Origin of the sequence: Leifsonia sp. LS1, from assembly GCF_020521355.1 — a bacterium.
In the GTDB taxonomy this organism is placed as follows: domain Bacteria; phylum Actinomycetota; class Actinomycetes; order Actinomycetales; family Microbacteriaceae; genus Leifsonia.
In genome coordinates, this window is the sequence record NZ_BPER01000002.1 from 75,876 (window position 1) to 97,554 (window position 21,679).

Sequence of the window (21,679 nt, forward strand, 5' to 3'; positions counted from 1 at the left end):
ATAGCCGACACGGCGAGGCACACGAGAGCCCCGATGCCGAATCGCGTACCCATTTCCTAGCACGGATCTGTCGTGCCGACCGCATCAGAAGGCGGAACGCGTCGAATTCTTTACGTGCACGCAACAAACCGCCGCTCATCCGCGCATGCGAGGAGGAAATCCATCCAGGTGGTCGGGGCTGCGCTACTCGGCCCGGAGGCGCATCCGCTCCTGGTCGATCGAGCTGAGGGCGAGCTGCAGCGACCGGCGCAGCTCGGCCTCCTGCGCGTCGGTGCGGGCGAGCCTCGACGTGAGCTCCGCCTTCTCACGCAGGAGGTCACGGTCGATCAGGCCGTCGAGGATGGAGCGGGCGTAGCGTCCGGCGTCTCCCCCGGCCGCCTGCGGCAGCGTCGCGACCGCGAGACCGTTGACGGTGGGCGCGTACGCCGCGGGGACCTCGGCGAGCACCCGGTCCACCCAACCGGGCGCCGTCATCGTGGCCAGCTGGGTGGCGATGGCGTCGCGGACCACCGCGTGGGTCGGGTTCTGGAACGGGACCTGCACGGCGCGGGCCGCCCGCTCGGCACCGACCTCCTCGGGCAGCTGGAGGAGCACCATCAGGCATTCGCGCTCGGTCCGCTGCGTCGGATCGGTGAGGTCCGCGGCTCGGATGGGCGCGACCGCCCCCTCGGCGGCCGGGCCGCCGGACCGGCCGCCGTCGGCGGACCGACCGGAGGGTCCACCGCGCCCGTCGTCGTTGCGGGAGCCGCGCGAGCCATGCTGTGCGGAGCGGACCGCACGCAGCGCATCCTGCAGGTCGGCGCCGGAGAGGCGGGCGAGCTCGCGCGTGTAGCCGTTCTGCGAGGCGGGATCGCGGATCGTCGCGACGATCGGGGCGCCGGCGCGCAGAGCACCCGCACGTCCCTCCACGCTGTCGAGGTCGAACCGCTCCACGACCTGGCGGATCATGAACTCGAACATCGGCTTCTTGGCGTCGATCATGCGGCGGACGGCGTCATCGCCTCTCGCCAGGCGCAGATCGCACGGGTCGAGTCCGTCCGGACCGACCGCCACGTACGTCTGCGCCGAGAACCGCTGCTCCTCGCCGAAGGCGCGCGCGGCGGCCTTCTGGCCGGCGGAGTCGGGGTCGAACGTGAAGATCACCGAGCCCTGGCTCGTGTCGTCCCCCATCACCCGCCGGATCACCTTGATGTGGTCGACGCCGAACGATGTCCCACAGGTCGCGACCGCCGTGGTGATCCCCGCGAGGTGGCACGCCATCACGTCGGTGTACCCCTCCACGACGACGACCTGGTCGTTGCGCGAGATGTCGCGCTTCGCGAGGTCGAGGCCGTAGAGCACCTGAGCCTTCTTGTAGACGGCGGTCTCCGGGGTGTTGAGGTACTTGGGTCCTTTGTCGTCGTCGAGCAGCCGCCGCGCGCCGAAGCCGATCGTCTGACCCGTCACATCCCGGATCGGCCACACCAGCCGCCCGCGGAAGCGGTCGTACACGCCGCGGTCGCCCTGGGAGACGAGACCCGCCGCCACCAGCTCGTCCTGCGTGAACCCCTTCCCACGCAGGTGTGTGGTGAGCTCGTCCCAGCTCTTCGGCGCGAACCCGACGCCGAACTGCGCGGCGGCCTCGGCGCCGAACCCCCGCTCCCCGAGGAACCGGCGACCGGGTTCGGCGTCCGGCGCCGTCAGGCGGTCGCGGAAGAACTCCTCCGCGGCGCTGTTGGCGGCGAGCAGGCGGGCGCGATTGGCGCCCGAACCCTCGGTCGGGCCGCCGCCCTCCTCGTAGTGCAGCTGGTAGCCGATGCGGCCCGCGAGACGCTCGACGGCATCGGTGAACGAGACGTGGTCCATCTTGAGCAGGAACTCGTAGACATCGCCGCCTTCGCCGCAGCCGAAGCAGTGGTAGCGACCGACACCGGGGCGCACGTAGAAGCTGGGGCTCTTCTCGTCGTGGAACGGGCAGAGGCCCTTGAGGGCTCCGACGCCGCCGGTCTTGAGGCTGACGTAGTCGCCGATGATGTCGGCGATGTTGGTTCGGGACTTGACCTCTTCGATGTCGCTCTGTCGAATCCGGCCTGCCATGCTTCGATTCTAGTGAGCCGCACCGACGAGCGGGTCGCGGACCGGTGCGCTCAGTCGCGCGGAGGGCGCCGCCGGCCGCGCGTGTTCTGCGCGATCTCGATGATCGCCACGAACACCTCGATGCCGACCCGCAGCAGTAGCACCGCCAGGATCGCGGCCACGAGCGTCACCAGCACGCCGAGCAGGAACGCGAACGCGCCGGCCGGAGACTGGGTCGACACCGCGATCGCCAGACTCTGCGAGAACCCGACGAGGATGCCGAGCGCGATCAGCACCAGGCCGACCACGTAGACCGGACCGGCGAGCCGCCGCGTCACATAGCTCGTGAACGTGAAGTCGAACAGCGCGGAGAAGAACCGGGAATCGTCGAGGCGGTCGGCGAGCTCGACAACGCTGCGACGGCCGCGGGCGTCGGTCGCGGTGGGGTCGGCGGGGTCGGGCTGATCCGCGCCGTCCGGGGCAGGCAGGCCGGAGTCGACGGGCTCGCCGGGATCCGCGGGTCCGGCCGCGCGTGCGTGCTCTGCCGGTGCAGCGTCCTCTCCCGGTGCAGCGTCCTCTCCCGGTGCGCCGGTCTCCGGTGCCGCGGCGGATGCGGACGGTACGACGGACGCCGCAGGAGGGACCGACGCCGGCTCGGCCGACGCCGCGGGCGTGAGGACCTCGGTCGCCGCTGTGGCCCCCGACGAGGCGGCCGGCTCCGTCGTCCCGGTCGGCTGTGCAGGGTCTGCCGTCGGCGTGGAGGAGGACGCGGCGGTCGTGCTCTCCCGCGTACGCGCTGACGCACCGCGGGCAGGCTTCACCGACGCGAAGATCTCGGTCGCCGAGGGCAGCGTGGGTTCGGCCGGTGCGGCCGGCGTCTCGGACTCCGTGCCCCCCACGTCCGCGCGCGCCAGCGGCGTCGAGGTCCCGAGGGTGGCGTCCATGATGTCCGGCGCCTCGCCGACCGGCGAGGGCGCAGGAGGCTTCGGCGCGCGCTTGCGCGGCGTCGACGACGTCCCGGCCGCGCTCGAGCTCGTCTTACGGGCCGCGGGCTTGCGAACGGCAGGCTTGCGGGCCGGGACCTTCTTGGCGGGCGTGTCGGCGGCTGTGTCCGCGGACCCCGCGGGGGCACCCTCGCCCGTCGCGCGGCTCTCCGTCGACGGCTCCACCGGCGCGGCCGCGTCCGGCCGATCCGTCCGGTCGTCGTCCGACGGGGGCTGTGGCGTGCTCATGGGTGTCCTTCCGATGGCGTGACCTCCAGCATTCTGCACGTACGGCGGGTATTCAAGCCCGCGCGCCGTGTCAGTGCTGAACGAGTCGTTCGAACCAGCTGAGCGCCGACTGGTCGGTCAGGCTGGCGACCTGATCGACGATGACGCGCTTGCGCTCCGCGTCGCCGCGCGCAAGCCTCCAGTCCTCGGCGAATCCCGGGTCGAGGGCCGCCGGGCCGCGCTCGTACAGCGTGTCGGCGAGCGAGGTGAGGATCTCGCGCTGCTGCGCGTAGATGGGCTGCCGGGTGTTGCGGGACATCACGAAGGTCGCGACGATCCCCTTCAGCACCGCGATCTCCGCTCGGATCTCGTCGGGGACGACGACGTCGGCGCCGAAGCGGATGAGCCCGGTGCTGCCGGAGGCCGCCTTGGTCGCGTGGACCGCCGCGTGGGCGAACCGGCCGATGAGCTGGCTGGTCAGGTTCTTGAGGTGGGCCTGCGCGCGCCGGCTCCCGTCCCAGCTCTCCAGCCAGATGTCGAGGCCGTCGAGCCGGTCGAACGCGGCGATGAGGTCGTCGTGTCCGATCTCGCCTCCCACCCACTCGTGCATCGAGGTGACCAGGTCGTCGTGATCGACGCGGCTGCCGAGGGCGGCGACGTCGATGTAGCCGTTGACGATCGCGTCCTCGAAGTCGTGGACCGAGTACGCGATGTCGTCGGAGAGGTCCATCACCTGCGCTTCGATGCACTGCTGCCGTTCGGGAGCCCCCTCCCGCAGCCAGGCGAAGACCGGCTCGTCGTCGGCGTAGAAGCCGAACTTCGCGCGCCCGCTCGGGTCCGCCACCGACGAGGTCGACGGCCACGGGTACTTGCAGCTTGCGTCGAGGCTCGCGCGCGTGAGGTTGAGCCCGTATGGCCGTCCGTCGCGCCCGAACACCTTCGGCTCGAGGCGGGACAGCAGGCGGAGGGTCTGGGCGTTTCCCTCGAAGCCGCCGATATCCGCCGACCATGCGCTCAGCGCACGCTCGCCATTGTGGCCGAAGGGCGGGTGGCCGATGTCGTGGGCGAGACAGGCCGTGTCGACGACATCGGGGTCGAGACCGAGACTGGCCGCCAGCTCGCGGCCGACCTGCGCCACCTCCAGGGAGTGCGTCAGCCGGTTGCGGGCGAAGTCGAGGCCGGCGGTCGGGCTCAGCACCTGGGTCTTCGCCGCGAGCCGTCGCAGCGCGCTGGAGTGCAGGAGGCGGGCGCGGTCACGGGCGAAGTCGCTGCGGCGATTCGAGTGGTGCTCGGGCAGCCATCGGTCGCGGTCGCGGTCGGTGTAGCCCAGCTCGTCCGCCGGGGCTCCCCCGTGTGGCGCCGACGTGATCACGCTATCCACCACTGTTGTGCACCTCCGCCTCGGCGACCTCCGCGCGCTGGGCGCCGTCCACCTCGCGGCTCTCGAGCCAGCGCTCCGGCAGGGCCGGACGCTTGGGCGATCCGGCGCGGCCGCGCTGGCCCTCCGCCGCCTCACCCGGGTACTCCTGTTCGCCGTCGAGGGTCGCGAGCAGGTCGTCCAGGTGCGCGAGCGTGTCGACGGTGGCGAGGCTCGCGCGCAGGTCGCCTCCCACCGGGTACCCCTTGAAGTACCACGCCACGTGCTTGCGGATGTCGCGGCAGCCGCGCTCCTCGCTGTCGAAGAACTCGACGAGCAGCTCGGCGTGCCGCCGGAACGCCGCGGCCACCTCGCCCAGCGTCGGGTGCGCGAGCGCCCGCTCGGCCTCAGCGGCCGAGATCCGTCCTGCCTTGGCGTGGAAGGCGGCCGCGAGGTCGCCGAACAGCCAGGGGCGGCCCAGACAGCCCCGACCGACCACGACGCCGTCGCAGCCGGTCTCGTCGACCATGCGGATGGCGTCGGCGGCCGACCAGATGTCGCCGTTGCCGAGCACCGGAGTCGACGTGATGGTCTGCTTGAGCGTCGCGATGGCCGACCAGTCCGCATGGCCCGAGTAGAACTCTGCAGCCGTGCGGGCGTGCAGCGCGATCGACGCGACCCCGGCCCCCTCCGCCGCCCGCCCCGCCTCGAGATACGTCAGGTGGTCGCTGTCGATGCCCTTGCGCATCTTGACGGTGAGCGGGATGTCGCCGGCGGCCTTCACCGCACCCTCGACGATCTCGCGGAACAGCCCCAGCTTCCACGGCAGCGCAGCGCCGCCCCCTTTGCGGGTGACTTTGGGAACCGGGCAGCCGAAGTTCAGGTCGATGTGATCGGCGCGGTCTTCCGCGACGAGCATGGTGACCGCTTCACGCACGGTCTTCGGATCGACGCCGTAGAGCTGGATGGATCGCGGGGTCTCCGACTCGTGGTGGGTGATGAGGCGCAGCGATTCCGGGGTGCGCTCGACGAGCGCGCGGGACGTGATCATCTCGCTCACGTAGAGGCCGGCTCCGTACTCGCGGCAGAGGCGACGGAAGGCGGTGTTCGTGATCCCGGCCATCGGGGCGAGCACGACGGGGACGTCGAGGGCCAGCGGACCGATGGTCAGCTGGGGCGCGTGGCTTAGGGTGGCAGTGGTAGACATCTGATCCGATTCTCCCAGAAAGCGTGCTGAACCATGGCCGAGAGCCCGGAAACAGTGGAGAACAGCGCGTCCGGCGCGCCTGTGGATGGCGGTCGCGCCCGCGTGGAGGCCGACGCGGCGGCCCGCGGCGTCCCCATCGACATCGTCGAGCGCCCCGCGGCACGCAGCCTCGAGGAGGCGGCGACCCTCCTCGGGATCGGCCCCGGCGACATCGTCAAGACTCTCGTGGTCAAGCGCAGCGACGACACCTTCGTCTTCGCGCTCGTCCCCGGCGGCCGCAAGATCTCGTGGCCCAAGCTGCGCGGCCTCCTGCAGGTCAACAAGCTTCAGCTCCCCGACGCCTCCGTCGCCCTCGCCGCGACCGGCTACGAGCGGGGAACCATCACGCCCTTCGGCAGCACCACCGCGTGGCCCGTCGTCGCCGACGCCGGCATCGTCGGCCGCCGTGTCTCCATGGGCGCCGGCGAGCACGGCCTCTCCCTCTTCGTCGACGCCGACGAGGTGATCCGCGCCTATTCCGCCACCGTCGCCGACATCACCGACCCCGAGTAGCCCGCCCGATCCCGGCGACTGACACCGGCGCATGACACAGGGGTCGCAAACAGCCGCTTCGCGCTCCGCTTTCCGGCAGTTCGAGACCCCCGTGATCCGGGCGCCTGTGGATAACCCCAAACGGTCATCGTCGGGGTGACAGCGTGTGGGCATGCGCAGACCAGAACCGTTGCCCCCGATCCTCCGCTCCCCGGCCTTCTCGACCGCGACCGCCCGCTCCGCCGGGGTGAACGACGGTCGACTCCGACGCGGCGACCTTGCCCGGCCGCACCACGGCGTACGCGTGCCGCACGCCGACCGTGACGGGAGTCTCGAGGGTGCCTGCCGCGCGTACCGCGCGGCCATGCCGGCCACGCAGTGCTTCAGTCACTCCACCGCTGCAGCCCTGCACGGCCTGTCGCTGCCCGGTCGGCTCCGGGCGGGCGGGCCGCTGCACGTCGCGACGCTCCGTGGAGGCCGCGCGCCGCGCGGCGTCGGGATCGTCGGGCACAAACTGCGGATCGCCGCGGATGAGGTGACCCTGGTCCACGGCCTGCGCGTGCCCTCCGTCGAGGAGACCTGGGTGGAGCTCGCGGCGGAGCTGTCGGTGACCGAGCTCGTGCTGGCGGGCGACGCGTGCCTTCGCCGGCGTTCGCCCCTCAGCTCGGTCGATGCGCTGCGTGGCGCGGTCGAGGATGCCAGAACCCGGCCGGGAGTCCGCCGGTTGCGTCAGGCCGTCGCGCTACTGCGGCCGGGGACGGATTCGCCGATGGAGTCCCTGCTGCGTCTCATGCTCGTCGACGCCGGGCTCCCCGAGCCGGCGGTCAATCTGCCCGTCTTCACCGCCCGCGGCCTCGTGCTGCACGGCGATCTCGTCTATCCGGTCGAGCGGGTGGTCGTCGAGTACGACGGTGACCATCACCGCACCGATCCGGTGCAGTACGAGCGGGACGTCGATCGCCTCTGGGCGCTCGAGCAGGCCGGATGGCGCGTGGTTCGCATCAATCGCTCCCATGTCGCGCGGCTCCCGTCCGGCCGTCGACCGGGTGCGTCGCGTTCTCGCGCAACAGCGGGGTCGCATACTGCCGTGATGGACGCGCCAGTCCGACAGCATGCGATCCCGCTGTTCAGGCGGGAGTGGACGTCAGACGGGGAGGGCGCAGGAGTCGCCGTCGCAGGAGGCGGCGGAGGCGTCGCCGAGGGGTATGAGGGTGACGGGCGGCGTCGCGGCCGCGGCGGCCGCGACGGAATCAGCAGCGCCGGTCACGCGGTCACCGCCGCGCGCTCGTTCCAGACCTGCTCCAGCACCTGGGCGAAGGTGGCGGCGTCCTGCGCGCCGGAGACGCCGTATTTGCCGTCGATGACGAAGAACGGCACGCCGTTGATACCGAACTCACCGGCGCTGCGCTGGTCCTCACGGACGGCCGGGAGGTACTGCTCCGACTCGAGGGCGGTGATGGCCTCGGCGCGGTCGAGACCGACGGAGGCGGCGAGATCGGCCAGGTCCTCGATGCGGCCCACGTGGCCGCCCTCGACGAAGTAGGCCTGGAACAGGCGCTCCGCGAGCTCGAGCTGCTTGCCGTGGGCCTTGGCGAAGTGGAGGAGCTCATGCGCCTTGACCGTGTTGGTGTGCTTGAGGTGCTCGAAGTCGTAGTCGAGTCCGACGGACGAGGCGATGCCCGTGACGCGCTCGAGCATCTGCTCGACCTGATCGGCGGGAAGGCCCTTGTGCCCGGAGAGGAAGTCGACCTCGCTGCCGTCGAAGTCGACGGGGGTGTCCGGCGAAAGCTCGAAGGAGTGGTACTCGACCTCCACGTCGCGTCCGTCTCCCGCGCCGGCGAAGAGGCCGCTGCCCGCTTCGAACTTCCGCTTGCCGATGTAGCACCACGGGCACGCGATGTCGGACCAGATGTCGATCTTGATGGGTTCGCTCACACTGGTTCCAACATCCTGCACGGCTGCAGCTATTCCGAACCCGCCGAGGCGGGCGAACGCGCGCTATCGGCGGCCCCGGCGGTGGGCGTGTCGATCGCACCACCGAACCGCCGGTTGCGTCCCGCGTAGAGCCCGACGGCCTCCCAGAGATCGGTGCGGCTGAAGTCCGGCCACAGCGTATCGAGGAACACCATCTCGGCGTACGCGCTCTGCCAGAGGAGGAAGTTGCTCGTGCGCTGCTCCCCCGAGCTCCGCACGAACAGGTCAACATCCGGCATGTCGGGCAGGTAGAGGTGACGCTGGATGGTCTTCTCCCCCACGGCGGACGGCTTGAGCCTCCCCGCGGCGACCTCCTCGGCGATCGAGCGCGCGGCGTCGGCGATCTCGGTGCGGCCTCCGTAGTTGACGCACATCGTCAGGGTGAGGACATCGTTCCCGGCGGTGAGCTGCTCGGCGTACTGCAGCTCCTTGATGACCGACCCCCACAAGCGCGGCTTGCGGCCGGCCCAGCGGACCCGCACGCCCCACTCGTTCAGCTGGTCGCGCCTGCGGTGCAGAACGTCCCGGTTGAAACCCATGAGGAAGCGGACCTCGTCGGGCGAGCGCTTCCAGTTCTCGGTGGAGAAGGCGTAGACGCTGAGGTGCTTGACACCGATCTGGATCGCGCCGGCCACGACGTCGAGCAGCGAGGCCTCCCCCGCGCGGTGGCCCTCGATGCGCGTCAGACCCTGCCGATTGGCCCACCGGCCGTTGCCGTCCATGACGATCGCCACGTGCGCCGGCACCGCGGCGGCGGGAAGCGGCGGCGGGTAGACGCCGGTCCAATCGAGGGGGCGATACTCGACCGCATCCTTGTGCGTGTATGGCTTGGGGCTCATGCGCTCCCCTTCCGATCGAGCCGTCGCTGCGCGGCGTCGGCGGGGGCGTCGTGGTGCACGTGCTGGAGGGAGCGCAGGCCGCGCTCGAGGTGCCATTGGGTGTACGCCGAGACGACGCCGTCCGCTTTGGAGCGCGTCCCCTCGTCCGCCGCCTCGGCGGCCGCCCAGTCCCCGGTGAGCAGGGCGCCGAGGAGGTCGATCGTCGCCATGTCCACGCGCGGCGCCCCGTGCGGCGCGCACGCGGGGCAGACCACGCCCCCGAGCTGCACGACGATGTGCTCGTGGGGGCCGGGGCGGCCGCAGCGCGCGCAGTCGAGGAAGCTTGGCGCCCAGCCGGCCAGCGACAGCGCCCGCAGCAGGTACGAGTCGAGCGTGAGCGTCGGCGTGTGCTCGCGGCGGGACAGGGAGCGGAGGGCGCCGACGAGCAGCAGGTACTGCTGCAGCGACGCCTCGGCGTCGGTGAGACGGTCCGCAGCCTCGACCATCGCGTTCGCAGCCGTGTAGCTGGCGTAGTCGTCCGCGATCAGCGCACCGTAGGCCCCCAGCGACTCCGCCTGCGTGACGACGTCGAGGGTGCGGCCCTCATACAGCTGGATGTCCGCCACCATGAACGGTTCGAGGCGCGACCCGAAGCGCGACGCCGTGCGGCGAACGCCCTTCGCCACGGCACGGATCTTGCCGTGCTGGCGGCTGAGCAGCGTGACGATGCGATCGGCTTCCCCCAGCTTGTGGGTGCGCAGCACGACGGCTTCATCACGATAGACAGGCACCTCCCGATTATCTCGCGTGAGACCGACAGTCGCGGCCAGCGCCGCGTGGTAGAAGTGACTGTGAGCACCACCGCCCTGATCATCCCGCTCTGGGGAGACCTCGTCGCCGTCGGCGTCGGCAGCCTGCAGGGGGCCATGTTCGCGTCCGGTTTCCGGGATCGACGGCTCGACCTGCTCGGCGTGGCGATCATCGGCGTGGCGACCGGGGTCGGCGGCGGTCTGCTCCGTGACCTGCTGCTCACCGTCACCCCGGTCGCCCTGCAGTCGAACTGGTATCTGCCGGCGACCGTGTTCGCCGCGCTGGTCGGGATGCTGCTGGTGCGGCTCTTCCGCCGGCTCGACCCGCTGATCACCTTCCTCGACGCCCTGACCATCGGCCTTTTCGGTGCGATCGGCGCGAGCAAGGCCCTGTCGCTCGGCCTCCCGGAGGTGCCCGCCATCTTCGTGGGAGTCGTCGCGGCGGTCGGCGGTTCGATCCTGCGGGACGTCCTGCTGAACCTCCCGATCGCGCTGATGCACGTGGGGTCGCTCTACGCCGTCGCCGCCGGCGCGGGCACGGTCGTGCTGGTCGTGCTGATCGACCTCGGTGTGCCGCTCACCATCGCGGCGATCGTGTGCGTGCTCGTCACCCTTGTCATCCGCCTTCTCGCCGTCCGATTCGGCTGGAGCCTGCCGGAGCAGCGCGAGCTGGGGCGCCTGCCCCGGGTGCGCTGGCGCCGATTCGCGACCCGGCCGCCCGAGACCCACGTCGACGACAGGACGGACACGGGTGCCATCCCGCGCTACCGCATCGACAAGCCGGACGCGGACGCCGATGCCTGATCGCTCCCGCACGCACGAACGCCGCCCGCTCCCGCGGACGGCGTTCGACGCGAACCGGTGTCAGACCGTGACGAGCTCCGCCTCCGCCGCGGTGCCCGCCGACGCGCGCACCGCACGGTTGACCGCCGACACGACGGCCTTGAAGGACGCGGTGGTGGTGTCGCCGTCGATTCCGACGCCCCACAGGCGCACGCCGTCGACGTCGAGCTCGATGTAGGCCGCCGCCAGGGCGGACTCGCTCGCGGACAGCGTGTGCTGCGAGTAGTCGTAGAGGTGCGCGTTGATCCCGCGGGCGTTGAGGATGTCGATGAACGCGGCGATCGGGCCGTTGCCCTCGCCGGTGACCTTGGAGACGGTGTCGCCGTCGCGCAGCGCGACCGTGAGGCTGACGTGGTCGCCCGACTCGTTGGTCGTCGAGGTGCTGCCCAGCTCGAAGCGGCCCCACTTGGCGTCGGCGTCGGTCGCGGGCGCCGGCAGGTACTCGTCCTGGAAGATGTCCCAGATCTGCTCGCTCGTGACCTCGCCTCCCTCGGCGTCGGTCTTCGCCTGCACGACGCCGGAGAACTCGATCTGCAGCTTGCGCGGCAGGTCGAGCGCGTGGTCGGTCTTCAGCAGGTAGGCCACGCCGCCCTTGCCCGACTGCGAGTTCACACGGATCACCGCCTCGTAGCTGCGGCCCAGATCCTTCGGGTCGACGGGCAGGTAGGGCACCGCCCAGACCAGGTCGTCGACCGACGTGCCCTCCGCCTCGGCGCGCGCGGCCATCGCCTCGAAGCCCTTCTTGATGGCGTCCTGGTGGGAGCCGCTGAAGGCGGTGAAGACCAGGTCGCCGCCCCACGGGCTGCGCTCGCCGACGGGCAGCTGGTTGCAGTGTTCGACCGTCCGCTTGATCTGGTCGATGTCGCTGAAGTCGATCTGCGGGTCGATCCCCTGCGTGAACAGGTTGACGCCCAGCGTCACCAGGTCGACGTTGCCGGTGCGCTCACCGTTGCCGAACAGGCAGCCCTCGATGCGGTCCGCACCGGCCATGTAGCCCAGCTCGGCCGCGGCGACGGCGGTGCCGCGGTCGTTGTGCGGGTGCAGCGACAGGATCACGTTCTCGCGGTGGTTCAGATGGCGCGACATCCACTCGATCGAGTCGGCGTAGACGTTCGGGGTCGCCATCTCGACCGTGGCGGGCAGGTTCACGATGACCTTGCGGTCCGGGGTCGGCTCGAAGATCTCGATCACCTGGTTGCAGATGTCGGCGGCGAACTCCAGCTCGGTGCCGGTATAGCTCTCGGGCGAGTACTCGTAGTAGATCTCGGTGCCGGGGACCAGCGACTCCATCTCGCGGCAGAGCCGGGCACCGGCCAGCGCGATGTCGACGACGCCCTGCTGGTCGGTGCGGAAGACGACGTCGCGCTGCAGGATGCTCGTCGAGTTGTAGAGGTGCACGATGGCCCGCTTGGCGCCGACCAGCGACTCGTACGTGCGCTTGATCAGGTGCTCACGCGCCTGGGTCAGTACCTGGATGGTGACGTCGTCCGGGATCGCACCCTCCTCGATCAGGCTGCGCACGAAGTCGAAGTCGGTCTGGCTCGCGCTCGGGAACCCGACCTCGATCTCCTTATAGCCCATGCGCACGAGCAGGTCGAACATGATCCGCTTGCGCTCGGGACTCATCGGGTCGATGAGTGCCTGGTTGCCGTCGCGCAGGTCCACGGCGCACCAGCGCGGCGCGGTGGTGATCCGGTTTCCCGGCCAGGTGCGGTCCGGCAGGTCGACGCGGATCTGCTCGTGGAACGGGCGGTACTTGTGGATCGGCATGGCGCTCGGCGCCTGCGTGTTCTTCATGGTCTGTTTTCTCCTCGCGGTGTGGTGTGGAGAGCCGACGACGAACTCCGCGACGAGGGAGGCCCGGAACTAGGACTCGTCGCGGCAGCTAAGAAGGAGCAGACCGTACACAGGAATGAGGGTACCACGCATGGTCAGGAGCGACCGCGCGCCAGCGATGCCGCCTGGCGCACCGACAGATCGGGGAGGTAGGCGCGCACCAGGCCGATCCCGATCTCCGGCAGCGCGACCGGGTCGGGGTAGGCCATGATCAGCGGGTGCAGCTCGGGCTGGAACTTCTGCTTGAAGTTGAGCAGCGAGCGGAATCCGTAGACCGGTTCGAGCGAGGTGCTGAGATAGCCCAGGATGCGGTCCATCCCGCTCTTCTCTCCGTCGGGGGTCCCCGCCGTGTGCGCGAGGGGCGCGGCCGAGAGGCTCATGAACTCCACACCGTCCGCCTTCATGCGGGTGGCGGACTCCGCGATGAGGAACTCCATCACTCCGTTGATGCTTCCCGGCCGGCGCCGCATGAAGTCGAGTGTCCAGCCGATCACGACGCCGTCGCGCCAGGTGGGGAGCCAGCTGGTCACACCCTCGATGCGACCGCTCTCGTCGATGGCGAGCATGAGGCGCACCGCCGGATCGCGGAGCTCGTCGATGCCGCCCAGCGTGAACCCCATCTCGGGCAGGTCCTTCTCGGCCACCCACTGCTCCGAGATGTCGGAGATCTGGACCGTCGCGCTGAGCGGCAGCGCCGGGTACGACGTCCACTCGGCACGGATCCCCGCTCGCTGCGCACGATTGATGGAGGTGCGGACGTCCTGCCACTTCTTGCCGGTGGTCGCCCAGTTCTGCGGGCGGATCACCGTCTCCTCCGCGACGGTCATCGTCGACCATCCCATGCGCTCGAAGAGCGGCTGGTAGTCGTCCTCCACGCTGTAGAAGACCGGGATCCAGCCGTTGTCGTCGCAGAACCGGGCGAATCGTTCGATGGTGCCGTCGTGCGGGGGCGGTGCGCCGAACGGGCCGCCCGTGGTGATGGCGACGCGGCCGACAACCCGGTATGCGATGGCACCGCCCTCCGGGCCGTCGAACCAGTGGCTCGTGCCGGGCCAGGTCGCCATGAAGGAGAGCGCGTCTCCCCCGCCGCGCAGGAGGCTGTCGCGCACCCGGGCCGCTTCGTCCGGGGAGCGGCCGATGGTCCCGCGGCCGAGCATGGGAGGGAGGGCCGCGATGATCGCGATCAACCAGAACAGGGTCCCGATGTTGTGGTACACGAGAGAGGCCAGCGGCGTCGTCGGGAGGTACTGCACGGGCTCCCGGCGCAGGAAGCTCACGGGGACGAAGCGCTCGAAGACGTCGTCGAGGAGGTCGCCGATGTCGATCGGCCGCGTGAACCCGGTGTCGCGCTGGAGCCACCCGACGAGCACGTACAGCGCGGCGAGCCCCAGGGCGGACCCCACCACCGTGATCAGGTAGCGGCGCACGGCGCGGGCCGTCGGCAGCACCGGGAAGTGCCGGCGGAGGACGATGAGGAGGATGGCCATCACCAGGGGGACGGCGGACGAGATCGCGAGGATCGCCGTCACCTCCCAATACCGGGGAGAGAGCGCGGCGCGGGTGGCGGCGCCCGCGACCGGGAGGATGCCGAAGTAGAGCATGGAGAGCACGGCGAGCAGGCCGTTGACGCCCACCGCGAGCCACACGGCGAACCGCCGACCGCGCAGGAGCCCGAAGGCGGCGACCAGCAGCACGAGCAGGGGCAGCACCGACAGCAGCACGGGCCCCAACCCGTTGATCCGCTCCAGCGTGATCTCGCGGACGCAGTCCCGGGTCACCGCGAACGCCTGGCAGCGCTCCAGGACGTTGCCGCGGTTCGCGACGTCGTCGCTGAAGAGCAGGCCGATCGGCGACAGCAGACCGTAGCGCGAGCGGGTCAGCAGGCCGATCACCGGTCCGATCGCGGTGATGGTCACGGCCGAGGCGAGCAGCACCCGGATCTCGTGATGGGAGCTGCGCCGCCAGCCGCGCGCGCGGCCGGACCGGTTCAGCAGGGCACCGAGCGCGAGTCCCGCGAGCACGGCCAGCAGCCGGTCGAGGTCGGAGGGGAAGCCCGAGTAGAGCAGGAACATGATCGCCACGAGCAGTGTCATCACCCGGATGCGCCGCCGCCAGAGCGGGCCGGCGAACGCGCTCGCCGCCATGATCGTGCCGCCGATCGCCGTGAAGGAGTCGAGCGATACGAAGCGGTGCACGTTGCTGGACCACATCTCACCCGTCTGGGCGCCGAGCAGCTGGAGAGCCGAGCCGAGCACGATTCCGATGACCGGTGTGACCACGAAGGCGAGCGCGGTGCGCCACGTCCGCATCAGGTGCTCGGAGGCGCCGACGAGCACGACGAGGAGCACGAGTGTGACGATCAGCTCCGCGAGATTGCTCGTGAACAGGACGGACGTGAGGGGCGACCACCAGTGCCCGTCCGCGATCTGGGCAGCGCCGGTCCCCACCCAGATGCGCAGCGGTCGGTGGGGACCGTGGAGGGGCCCCGTGACCAGCGCCAGGACCAGCACGAGCAGCGTGATTCCGGCGGTGAACGGATAGCGCGCGATGATGCGCCCCACCCGGTGCAGAGGACGCTCCTGCGTCTGCACAGCGAGGGTCCCGGTCAGGGGCAGGGGCTCCCGCGCCCGCTCGGGCACCGGTCGCGCGGGTGCGGGTTGCTCGGGTGTCGGCTGCCCAGGTGTCGGCTGCTCGGGCGTCGCCTGCTGCTCGTCGTCACTCATCGGCCGAGTCCCATCTCCCTGGCGATGGCCGGGAAGCCGTCGTGCAGGGTGTGCCGCACCGTGTTCCAATCATGAGCCGTACCCGGGGAGATCAGCAGCTCGCTGTGGATGCCCGCCTTCTGCGCGGCCGCGTGGAGCGTGCGGGCGAACGCCGTGTACTTGGCGTCGTTCTGCCCGACCCCGAACACGATCGTCGAATTCTTGTACGGCGCGTTGGCGGCCATCATGGCCAACGGCTGCGCGGCCTCGAAGGCCTTCGCCGATCCGCCGAAGCCCGTGTCGATGGTGAGCGTTCGATCGCCGAGAGTCGGACCCAGCTCGCTCGAGGAGGCGAGGGCGGAGCCGAACAGCTCCGGATGTCCCGTCGCGAACTGCACCGCGCAGGTCGCCCCCTGCGAATACCCGAAGACGCCCCACGCGGCAGGGTCGCTGCTGACCCGCAGATGAGACGAGATCCAATCGCGCACGTCGTGGAGGAGGTAGGTGGCCGAGTTGCCGTACTCCCGCGAGTCGACGCACATCGGGTTGCGACCGGGGCCGCCGAGCTGGTCGACGGCGACCACGATCGGCGCGTAGCCGTCGTGCGCCGCCGCGAAGGCATCCATCTCGGGACCGAGACGTCCCGCCGTGAACATGTCGGCGGGGGCTCCGGGCTGCCCGGAGAGGGCGTACAGGACGGGGAGCGCGGGCGGCTTGGCCGTGAGCGCGACGGGTGGGAGGTAGACGACGGCGGTGCGTGCCGGGAACTGCGACGTGGTGCCCGGGATGTCCACGGTCCCGATCTCGCCCTTCGCCGGCACCGTCTGCCCCGGCGTCGCCGTCGATGCGTAGTCCGTGCCGATGTCGAGCACCTCCCCGCGCTCCGCGTGCAGGTCGAGGGACCGGTAGGGCACGACCCCGAGCGCGTCGTTGAGATCACGGTACGCCCCGAAGTCCACGTTCACGCCGGCCGCGGCGGTGGCGAGGAACACCGGGATGCTCACGACGGCGACCACCTTGCGCCACCAGCGCGAACGGAACAAGTTCGCGATGGCGAGGCTCACCCCGGCGAAGCCGAGCGCCGCCCAGAAGGTCGTCACCGGTGTCAGCCCCACGCCGAAGACGTCGAAGACGTCGTCCGAGATCCAGACCACCAGCCAGCCCAGGAGACCGCCGCCGACGGCCGCGAGGAGGCCCGCGAGCATACGCCGACCGGTCGGCCGCACCAGCAGATACAGCGCCAGCACCGCGGCGACGAGGTCGAGGGCGATGAGGAACGGCGGCTTGTCGATCCTCAGTGTCATGAGCCAGTTCAGGGCGGGTCCTCTCCTCGGTGCGCTGCCATTATCCGGGTCACAGCTCTCCCAGAGCTGGAGGCGGGTTCAGGTTCAGGAAACTCGGAGGCGGCTAGTCGACGGCCAGCGCCGCGACCGGGCTGATGCGCGTGGCCCGGCGCGTCGGGGCGACGGAGGCCAGCACGGCCAGCAGGGCGCCCGCCCCCGCGATCAGGAGGAGGTAGGGCCAGGGCAGCACCGGCAGCAGGAGGCCGCCGCCGGGGATGCCCGCGAGCAGGGACTGCGCACCGGCCCAGCCGTACGCCGTCCCCAGGAGGACGCCGGTCACCACGCCCGCGATCGTGACCTGGGCGCTCTCGGCGAGGACCATCCGGCGCACCTGCGCAGCCGTGAATCCCAGGGCCCGCAGAAGCCCCAGCTCGCGTGCCCGCTGGAGCACGCTGAGGGCGAGGCTGTTCACCACGCCGATCGCCGCGATGACCGCCGAGAAGCCGACGAGCACGCTGAACACGACCATCGTGATGGTGAGGACACTCTCAACGCCGGCGTACATCCCGGGGTACCGATCGCTCGCCGCGCGGATCATCTGCAGCCACGACTCTGCGGCCACCACGAACATCGTCACGAGGGTGACGCCGATGACGAGACCGATCGCGGTGCGAGAGCTGCGCTCCGGGTTGCGAACCGCGTTCGCTGCGGCGAGTCTGGCCGCCGCGCCGCGCCCGAGGAGCAGCCCTGCGCCGCGGAGGACCGCCGGCATGAACAGCGGGGCGGCGAGAACGAGCCCCGTGAAGGAGAGCACTCCACCCGGGAACGCCACGAGGATTCCGTAGGACGACAGCCCCGCGAGCGCCGGCACGCCGGCGAAGACCCCCAGGGCGAGCAGAACGCCGAGCACGAGCAGGGCGAGACCCGCCGCGAGAAGCAGAGAGGTGGCGACGGTGCGCCCGACCGTCCGCACCGCCGCGGACGGGCGCTCCTGTGCGGCGCCGAGCGCCTCCATCGGAGAGACGGTCAGCACGCGTCGGCTGCCCGCCCAGGATGCCAGCCACGTGGTGAGCACCACCGTCACCACCGGCACCAGCAGGGACGGGGTCAGCACGGGGTAGCTGGCAGCGGGCAGGACGCTTCCCAGCGTGAGCAGGCGCACGGCGAGCAGCGACAGCGCGGCCGCGCCCGCTCCCCCGGCCACGGCGCCGATGACGCCGACTGTGAGCCCCTCGCTCGCGACCGAGCGCCGCTGCGCCCGTGCGCTCGAGCCGATGAGGCGAAGCAGGGCGATCTGGCGCGTCCGCCCGGCGATGATCGTCGCGAAGGTGTTCGTCGTCACGATGGCGCCGACGTAGACCGCGATCACGAAGAAGATGCCCGACACGATGGTGAGCGCCACCTGTGTGGAGCCGTACTCGCCCATCTCCGTCGACCGGATGTAGGTGGCGAGGACGTTCGTGCACGCGAGCAGGGCGACCCCGAAGGCGGAGCTCAGCGCGGCGACCAGGATGCTCGCCCGGTGATCGTGGGCGTTGGCGCGGAAAGCACGGATCACGCCACCGCCTCCATCCCGAGCATGTACGACGAGATCTCCTCGGCCGAGGACGCATCGCGCTCGGCGACCACGCGGCCGTCCGCGAGGAAGACGATGCGGTCGGCGAAGCTCGCCGCGACCGGGTCGTGCGTCACCATCGCGATGCTCTGCCCGTACGTGTGCGCGGCCTCGCGCAGCACGGCCAGCACCTCCCGGCCGGTGCGCGAGTCGAGGTTGCCGGTCGGCTCGTCGGCGAAGACGAGGTCGGGTCGCGTGGCGAGCGCACGCACGATCGCGACGCGCTGCTGCTGCCCGCCCGAGAGCTCGTGCGGTCGGTGGGTCAGCCGCTCCCCCAATCCGAGCGACTCGGTCAGGTGGTCGATCCACTCGCGCTGCGGGAGGGTCGGCTTGCGCCCGTCGAGCTCGAACGGAAGGTGGATGTTCGCCCGCACGTCGAGCGTCGGCACGAGGTTGAACGACTGGAAGACGAACCCGACCCGGCGGCGCCGCAGCAGCGTGAGCTCCGTGTCCGGCAGCCGGGTGATCTCGGTGTCGCCGAGGAACACGCGCCCACCCGTCACGGTGTCGAGCCCCGCCATCACGTGCATGAGCGTCGACTTGCCCGACCCGCTCGGCCCCATGATCGCGGTGAACCGTCCGGCCGGGATGCCGAGCGTGACCCCGTCGAGCGCGGCGACCCGGCCGGCGCCCGAGCCGTAGGTCTTCGTCGCGCCCTCGACGCGGGCGACGGGAGCAGCGGCGGCGGGAGCCGCAGGCGCTGCGGCGGGCGGCTGTGCGGAGGTCTCAGTCATACCTCCACGCTAGGAATCCGCGCCGCTGCGGGGATCGCGCTGCAGGGCCATCCGGTATCCGTCGGGAGGATGATTCCGCGCTGCGCGCGGACGTCCCTCAGTCCCCCGCACCCCCGGTCAGCCCGTGCTCGAACGCATACACGACCATCTGCACGCGATCACGGAGGCCGAGCTTGGCCAGGATGCGGCTGATGTGGGTCTTGACGGTGGCCTCGCTGAGGAACTCGGAGCCGGCGATCTCGGAATTGCTGAGGCCGCGAGCCGCGAGCACGAAGATCTCGCGCTCGCGAGCGGTGAGGGAGCCGAACTCGGCGGGCTCCGGGCGCTCCGTGCGTCCCTCGGAGAAGTACTGGAACAGCTCGCGGGTCGCGCCCGCGGCGATCACGGCGCTGCCGGCGTGGACGGTGCGGATCGCCGCGAGCAGGAACTCCGGCTCGGCGTCCTTGAGGACGAAACCGCTGGCGCCGCCGCGGATCGCGCGGGCCGCGGCCTCGTCGAGGTCGAAGGTCGTCAGGACGACGATGCGAGGTGGCGTGCGGCCCTCCCGCTCGGCCTCGGCGATGATCGCACCGGTGGCGGCGATGCCGTCCATGACCGGCATGCGGATGTCCATCAGCACGACGTCCGGGCGCACGCTGCGGGCCAGCTCGACCCCTTCCTGCCCGTTGGCGGCTTCCCCGGCGAACTCGAGGTCGGGCTGCGAGCCGACGAGCATCCGGACGCCGGCGCGGAACAGGGCCTGGTCGTCGACCAGCAGGACCCGGATGGCCCCCGCGGCCGCGCCCGTCACGCCGCGCCTCCGGCGGGGAGGAAGGCGGAGACCACGAAGACCCCGTCGACCGGGCCGGCGGAGAGCGTGCCCCCGGCGAGGGAGGCGCGCTCGCGCATCCCGGGCAACCCGTGACCGATGCGCGGCACCGTCCCGGTGGAGAGCTCGTCGGCGGGCAGGTGTTTCATGGTGTTCCTCACGGTGATGACGATCCCCGGCCCCCCGGCGTCCGCGGCCACGGCGGCCAGGACGACGGTGGCGGGCTGACTGGTGTCGCCGTGCCGGAGGGCGTTGGTGAGCGCCTCCTGCACGATGCGGAAGCCGGCGATCTGCTGCGCGGAGCCGAGACCGTCCACGCGCCCGAGCCGTTCGAAGGCGACGGGGAGGCCGGCCGCGCGGATGTGCTCGATGGTCTGCGGCACGTCGTCGAGTGACGGCTGGGGGCCCTCCGGCTGCGATTGGCGCAGCTCCGCGAGCAGCACGCGCACGTCGCCGAGCGCGGAGCGCGCGGTCGCCGCGATGGTGGTCAGGGCCTCGTCCACGGCGCCCGGGTCGGTGTGCCGGGCGTAGCGGGCACCGTCGGCCTGGGCGATCACGACGGCCAGGGAGTGCGCGACGACGTCGTGCATGTCGCGCGCGATGCGCGTGCGCTCCTGCTCGACGACCACGACCTCCTCCGCGCGGTTGCGGTCGAGCTCGGCGACCGTCTGCGCGTAGCGGGAGAAGCGGGCTTCCCTCCAGGTGCGCATCAGCAGGCCGAGCACCCAGGACAGCCCCAGCACCGTCGCGCTCACGACGAAGAGGAACGCGAACTGGAGCGCGATGCTGGTGAGCGAGGTGGAGAGGAGGTCGAAATAGCCCTGCGACAGGGCGCTGGTGACCGAGAGGTACAGCGCCGCGACGAGGGCGCCCAGCCCGGCCGAGACGAGTCCGACCCAGCGCACCACCCGGTCCCCGTATGCCGCCGTGGCGTACAGCACCAGCAGCACGCCGAGGTCGCTCGCGAGGATGCTGTTGCCGGTGGTCATCTGGATGACGGCGGCGAGCCAGGCGAAGGCGAGGGCGACGGCGGGCGACATACGCCGCAGCGCCACCGCGACGGTGAAGACGGCGAGCACGATCGTGCCCGAGCGGCTCCCGTCCCGGCTCGACCCGAACAAGTCGGCCGAGTCGATGAACAGGCAGAACACCACGAACGCGGCTGCTCCGGCCATGTCGAAGGTCAGCTGGCCACGGCTCAGCCGCTGCACGAGCCGCGGGCGGTCGGGATCGCCCTCCGCGACGACCGCGCCGCCGGACGACGCGAGCCAGACCAGCACCGACCCCCGCTGGCCGTCTCCCGCGGACGGACTTCCCGCCGCCGATGCGAACGCGCGCTGCCGCGCCACCAGGTAGCCCAACAGCCAGCCGATCAGGAAGGCCACGATCATCAGCAGGCTCATCAGGAGAAGCCCGACACCCTGGCTCGCGTAGTAGCCGCCGATCACCGGTCCGAACTGCAGGAACTTGAGCTCGCCCTTCACGGTGAAGAGGTACGCCATCGCCGGTCCGATCAGGCAGGCCGAGGCGAATGCGAACCAGCGCAGCACTCTTCCACCGTGCGCGGCGATCCCGAACACCGTGGCGAAGATCGCGACCGCTCCGATGATCCGGAACGCGCCGGGAAGCGGATCGGGCTCGGTCAGCTCCAACAGCAAAGCCGTCCACACGATCCCGAGGGCAACTCCGGGCAGGACGCGGGAGAGCGCCACCGCGGCGCAATAGAAGAGCAGCGCGAGAGCGGAGAGGGCGGTCGGCAGCCCGCTGAACAGCCACGCCACGAACAGCACGACGGCCACCGCGGGTTCGAGCACCCAGCGATGCGGCGCGAGCGCGCTGAGGAGGCGGGTGCGGTCGAGCATGCCTCTACGGTACGGGGCGCGCAGCCGCCCGGTC

General features: G+C 71.0%; 17 protein-coding genes and 1 pseudogene. 3 read left to right on the forward strand and 15 right to left on the reverse strand.

All coding sequences use genetic code 11. From position 1 onward, the window contains the following. Window positions 1–183 precede the first annotated feature (183 nt). The 4 genes from dnaG to dusB form a co-directional block, all read right to left on the reverse strand. Window positions 184–2,076: a DNA primase gene (gene dnaG / locus LLS1_RS03700; protein WP_226653662.1), complete on the reverse strand. Its 1,893-nt coding sequence runs from the start codon at window positions 2,074–2,076 to the stop codon at window positions 184–186. A gap of 50 nt (window positions 2,077–2,126) precedes the next feature. Beyond that, complete coding sequence (locus tag LLS1_RS03705; protein WP_226653663.1) at window positions 2,127–3,287, reverse strand: DUF4282 domain-containing protein; 1,161 nt, start codon at window positions 3,285–3,287, stop codon at window positions 2,127–2,129. Between the two features lie 70 nt (window positions 3,288–3,357). Continuing rightward, window positions 3,358–4,638: a deoxyguanosinetriphosphate triphosphohydrolase gene (locus LLS1_RS03710; protein WP_374758242.1), complete on the reverse strand. Its 1,281-nt coding sequence runs from the start codon at window positions 4,636–4,638 to the stop codon at window positions 3,358–3,360. A gap of 1 nt (window position 4,639) precedes the next feature. After that, on the reverse strand, window positions 4,640–5,830 hold the full coding sequence (dusB, locus tag LLS1_RS03715) for a tRNA dihydrouridine synthase DusB (RefSeq protein WP_226653664.1): 1,191 nt from the start codon (window positions 5,828–5,830) through the stop codon (window positions 4,640–4,642). A gap of 33 nt (window positions 5,831–5,863) precedes the next feature. On the opposite strand from dusB, the gene LLS1_RS03720 reads away from it, so the two are divergent. After that, on the forward strand, window positions 5,864–6,382 hold the full coding sequence (locus LLS1_RS03720) for an aminoacyl-tRNA deacylase (RefSeq protein ID WP_226653665.1): 519 nt from the start codon (window positions 5,864–5,866) through the stop codon (window positions 6,380–6,382). Window positions 6,383–7,151: 769 nt separating this feature from the next. Beyond that, window positions 7,152–7,322, forward strand: a pseudogene (locus LLS1_RS19540) (hypothetical protein); the annotation flags it as partial. A 183-nt stretch (window positions 7,323–7,505) separates the two neighbouring features. Here LLS1_RS19540 and LLS1_RS19460 read toward each other — a convergent pair. Genes LLS1_RS19460 through recO form a run of 4 tightly spaced genes read right to left on the reverse strand, consistent with a single transcriptional unit; the run spans window position 7,506 to window position 9,944 of the window. Then, the gene (locus LLS1_RS19460; protein WP_264186812.1) at window positions 7,506–7,628 is read right to left on the reverse strand and encodes a hypothetical protein; all 123 of its coding nucleotides are present in this window, start codon (window positions 7,626–7,628) and stop codon (window positions 7,506–7,508) included. Next, entirely contained in the window at window positions 7,625–8,296 is a 672-nt protein-coding gene (locus tag LLS1_RS03730) for a DsbA family protein (protein WP_226653666.1), read from the reverse strand. The genes LLS1_RS19460 and LLS1_RS03730 overlap by 4 nt, the downstream gene beginning before the upstream one ends. A gap of 29 nt (window positions 8,297–8,325) precedes the next feature. Then, window positions 8,326–9,174 (reverse strand): isoprenyl transferase, encoded by an 849-nt coding sequence (locus LLS1_RS03735; protein WP_226653667.1) that lies wholly within the window; start codon window positions 9,172–9,174, stop codon window positions 8,326–8,328. Next, a complete protein-coding gene (gene recO, locus LLS1_RS03740; RefSeq protein ID WP_226653668.1) occupies window positions 9,171–9,944 on the reverse strand; it encodes a DNA repair protein RecO in 774 nt (257 codons plus the stop codon). The genes LLS1_RS03735 and recO overlap by 4 nt, the downstream gene beginning before the upstream one ends. Window positions 9,945–10,004: 60 nt before the next feature. On the opposite strand from recO, the gene LLS1_RS03745 reads away from it, so the two are divergent. Further along, window positions 10,005–10,766, forward strand: coding sequence for a trimeric intracellular cation channel family protein (locus tag LLS1_RS03745; RefSeq protein WP_226653669.1), 762 nt, complete (start codon window positions 10,005–10,007; stop codon window positions 10,764–10,766). 60 nt (window positions 10,767–10,826) lie between these two features. Here the strand turns inward: LLS1_RS03745 and leuA are convergent, their stop codons facing one another. The 7 genes from leuA to LLS1_RS03780 all read right to left on the reverse strand — a co-directional run bounded on the left by leuA (window position 10,827) and on the right by LLS1_RS03780 (window position 21,645). Beyond that, window positions 10,827–12,602, reverse strand: a complete 1,776-nt coding sequence (leuA, locus tag LLS1_RS03750; protein WP_226653670.1) for a 2-isopropylmalate synthase — start codon at window positions 12,600–12,602, stop codon at window positions 10,827–10,829. Window positions 12,603–12,736: 134 nt separating this feature from the next. Beyond that, a complete protein-coding gene (locus LLS1_RS03755; protein WP_226653671.1) occupies window positions 12,737–15,364 on the reverse strand; it encodes a bifunctional lysylphosphatidylglycerol flippase/synthetase MprF in 2,628 nt (875 codons plus the stop codon). Next, a complete protein-coding gene (locus LLS1_RS03760; protein ID WP_226653672.1) occupies window positions 15,361–16,647 on the reverse strand; it encodes an esterase family protein in 1,287 nt (428 codons plus the stop codon). The genes LLS1_RS03755 and LLS1_RS03760 overlap by 4 nt, the downstream gene beginning before the upstream one ends. A 103-nt stretch (window positions 16,648–16,750) precedes the next feature. Further along, entirely contained in the window at window positions 16,751–18,184 is a 1,434-nt protein-coding gene (locus LLS1_RS03765; protein ID WP_226653673.1) for an FtsX-like permease family protein, read from the reverse strand. Continuing rightward, window positions 18,181–18,975, reverse strand: coding sequence for an ABC transporter ATP-binding protein (locus LLS1_RS03770; protein ID WP_226653674.1), 795 nt, complete (start codon window positions 18,973–18,975; stop codon window positions 18,181–18,183). Before LLS1_RS03770 ends, LLS1_RS03765 begins: the two co-directional genes overlap by 4 nt. 97 nt (window positions 18,976–19,072) lie before the next feature. After that, the gene (locus LLS1_RS03775; RefSeq protein ID WP_226653675.1) at window positions 19,073–19,765 is read right to left on the reverse strand and encodes a response regulator transcription factor; all 693 of its coding nucleotides are present in this window, start codon (window positions 19,763–19,765) and stop codon (window positions 19,073–19,075) included. Further along, window positions 19,762–21,645: a sensor histidine kinase gene (locus LLS1_RS03780; RefSeq protein ID WP_226653676.1), complete on the reverse strand. Its 1,884-nt coding sequence runs from the start codon at window positions 21,643–21,645 to the stop codon at window positions 19,762–19,764. Before LLS1_RS03780 ends, LLS1_RS03775 begins: the two co-directional genes overlap by 4 nt. Window positions 21,646–21,679: the final 34 nt, after the last annotated feature.

Excerpts from the sequence above, each read along its gene's own strand:
- LLS1_RS03705 (WP_226653663.1), bottom strand. The coding sequence starts at position 3,287 with ATGAGCACGCCACAGCCCCCGTCGGACGACGACCGGACGGATCGGCCG.
- dusB (WP_226653664.1), bottom strand. The coding sequence starts at position 5,830 with ATGTCTACCACTGCCACCCTAAGCCACGCGCCCCAGCTGACCATCGGT.
- LLS1_RS03770 (WP_226653674.1), bottom strand. The coding sequence starts at position 18,975 with ATGACTGAGACCTCCGCACAGCCGCCCGCCGCAGCGCCTGCGGCTCCC.
- dnaG (WP_226653662.1), bottom strand. The coding sequence starts at position 2,076 with ATGGCAGGCCGGATTCGACAGAGCGACATCGAAGAGGTCAAGTCCCGA.
- leuA (WP_226653670.1), bottom strand. The coding sequence starts at position 12,602 with ATGAAGAACACGCAGGCGCCGAGCGCCATGCCGATCCACAAGTACCGC.
- LLS1_RS03760 (WP_226653672.1), bottom strand. The coding sequence starts at position 16,647 with ATGACACTGAGGATCGACAAGCCGCCGTTCCTCATCGCCCTCGACCTC.
- LLS1_RS03720 (WP_226653665.1), top strand. The coding sequence starts at position 5,864 with ATGGCCGAGAGCCCGGAAACAGTGGAGAACAGCGCGTCCGGCGCGCCT.
- LLS1_RS03780 (WP_226653676.1), bottom strand. The coding sequence starts at position 21,645 with ATGCTCGACCGCACCCGCCTCCTCAGCGCGCTCGCGCCGCATCGCTGG.
- LLS1_RS03735 (WP_226653667.1), bottom strand. The coding sequence starts at position 9,174 with ATGAGCCCCAAGCCATACACGCACAAGGATGCGGTCGAGTATCGCCCC.
- LLS1_RS03755 (WP_226653671.1), bottom strand. The coding sequence starts at position 15,364 with ATGAGTGACGACGAGCAGCAGGCGACGCCCGAGCAGCCGACACCTGGG.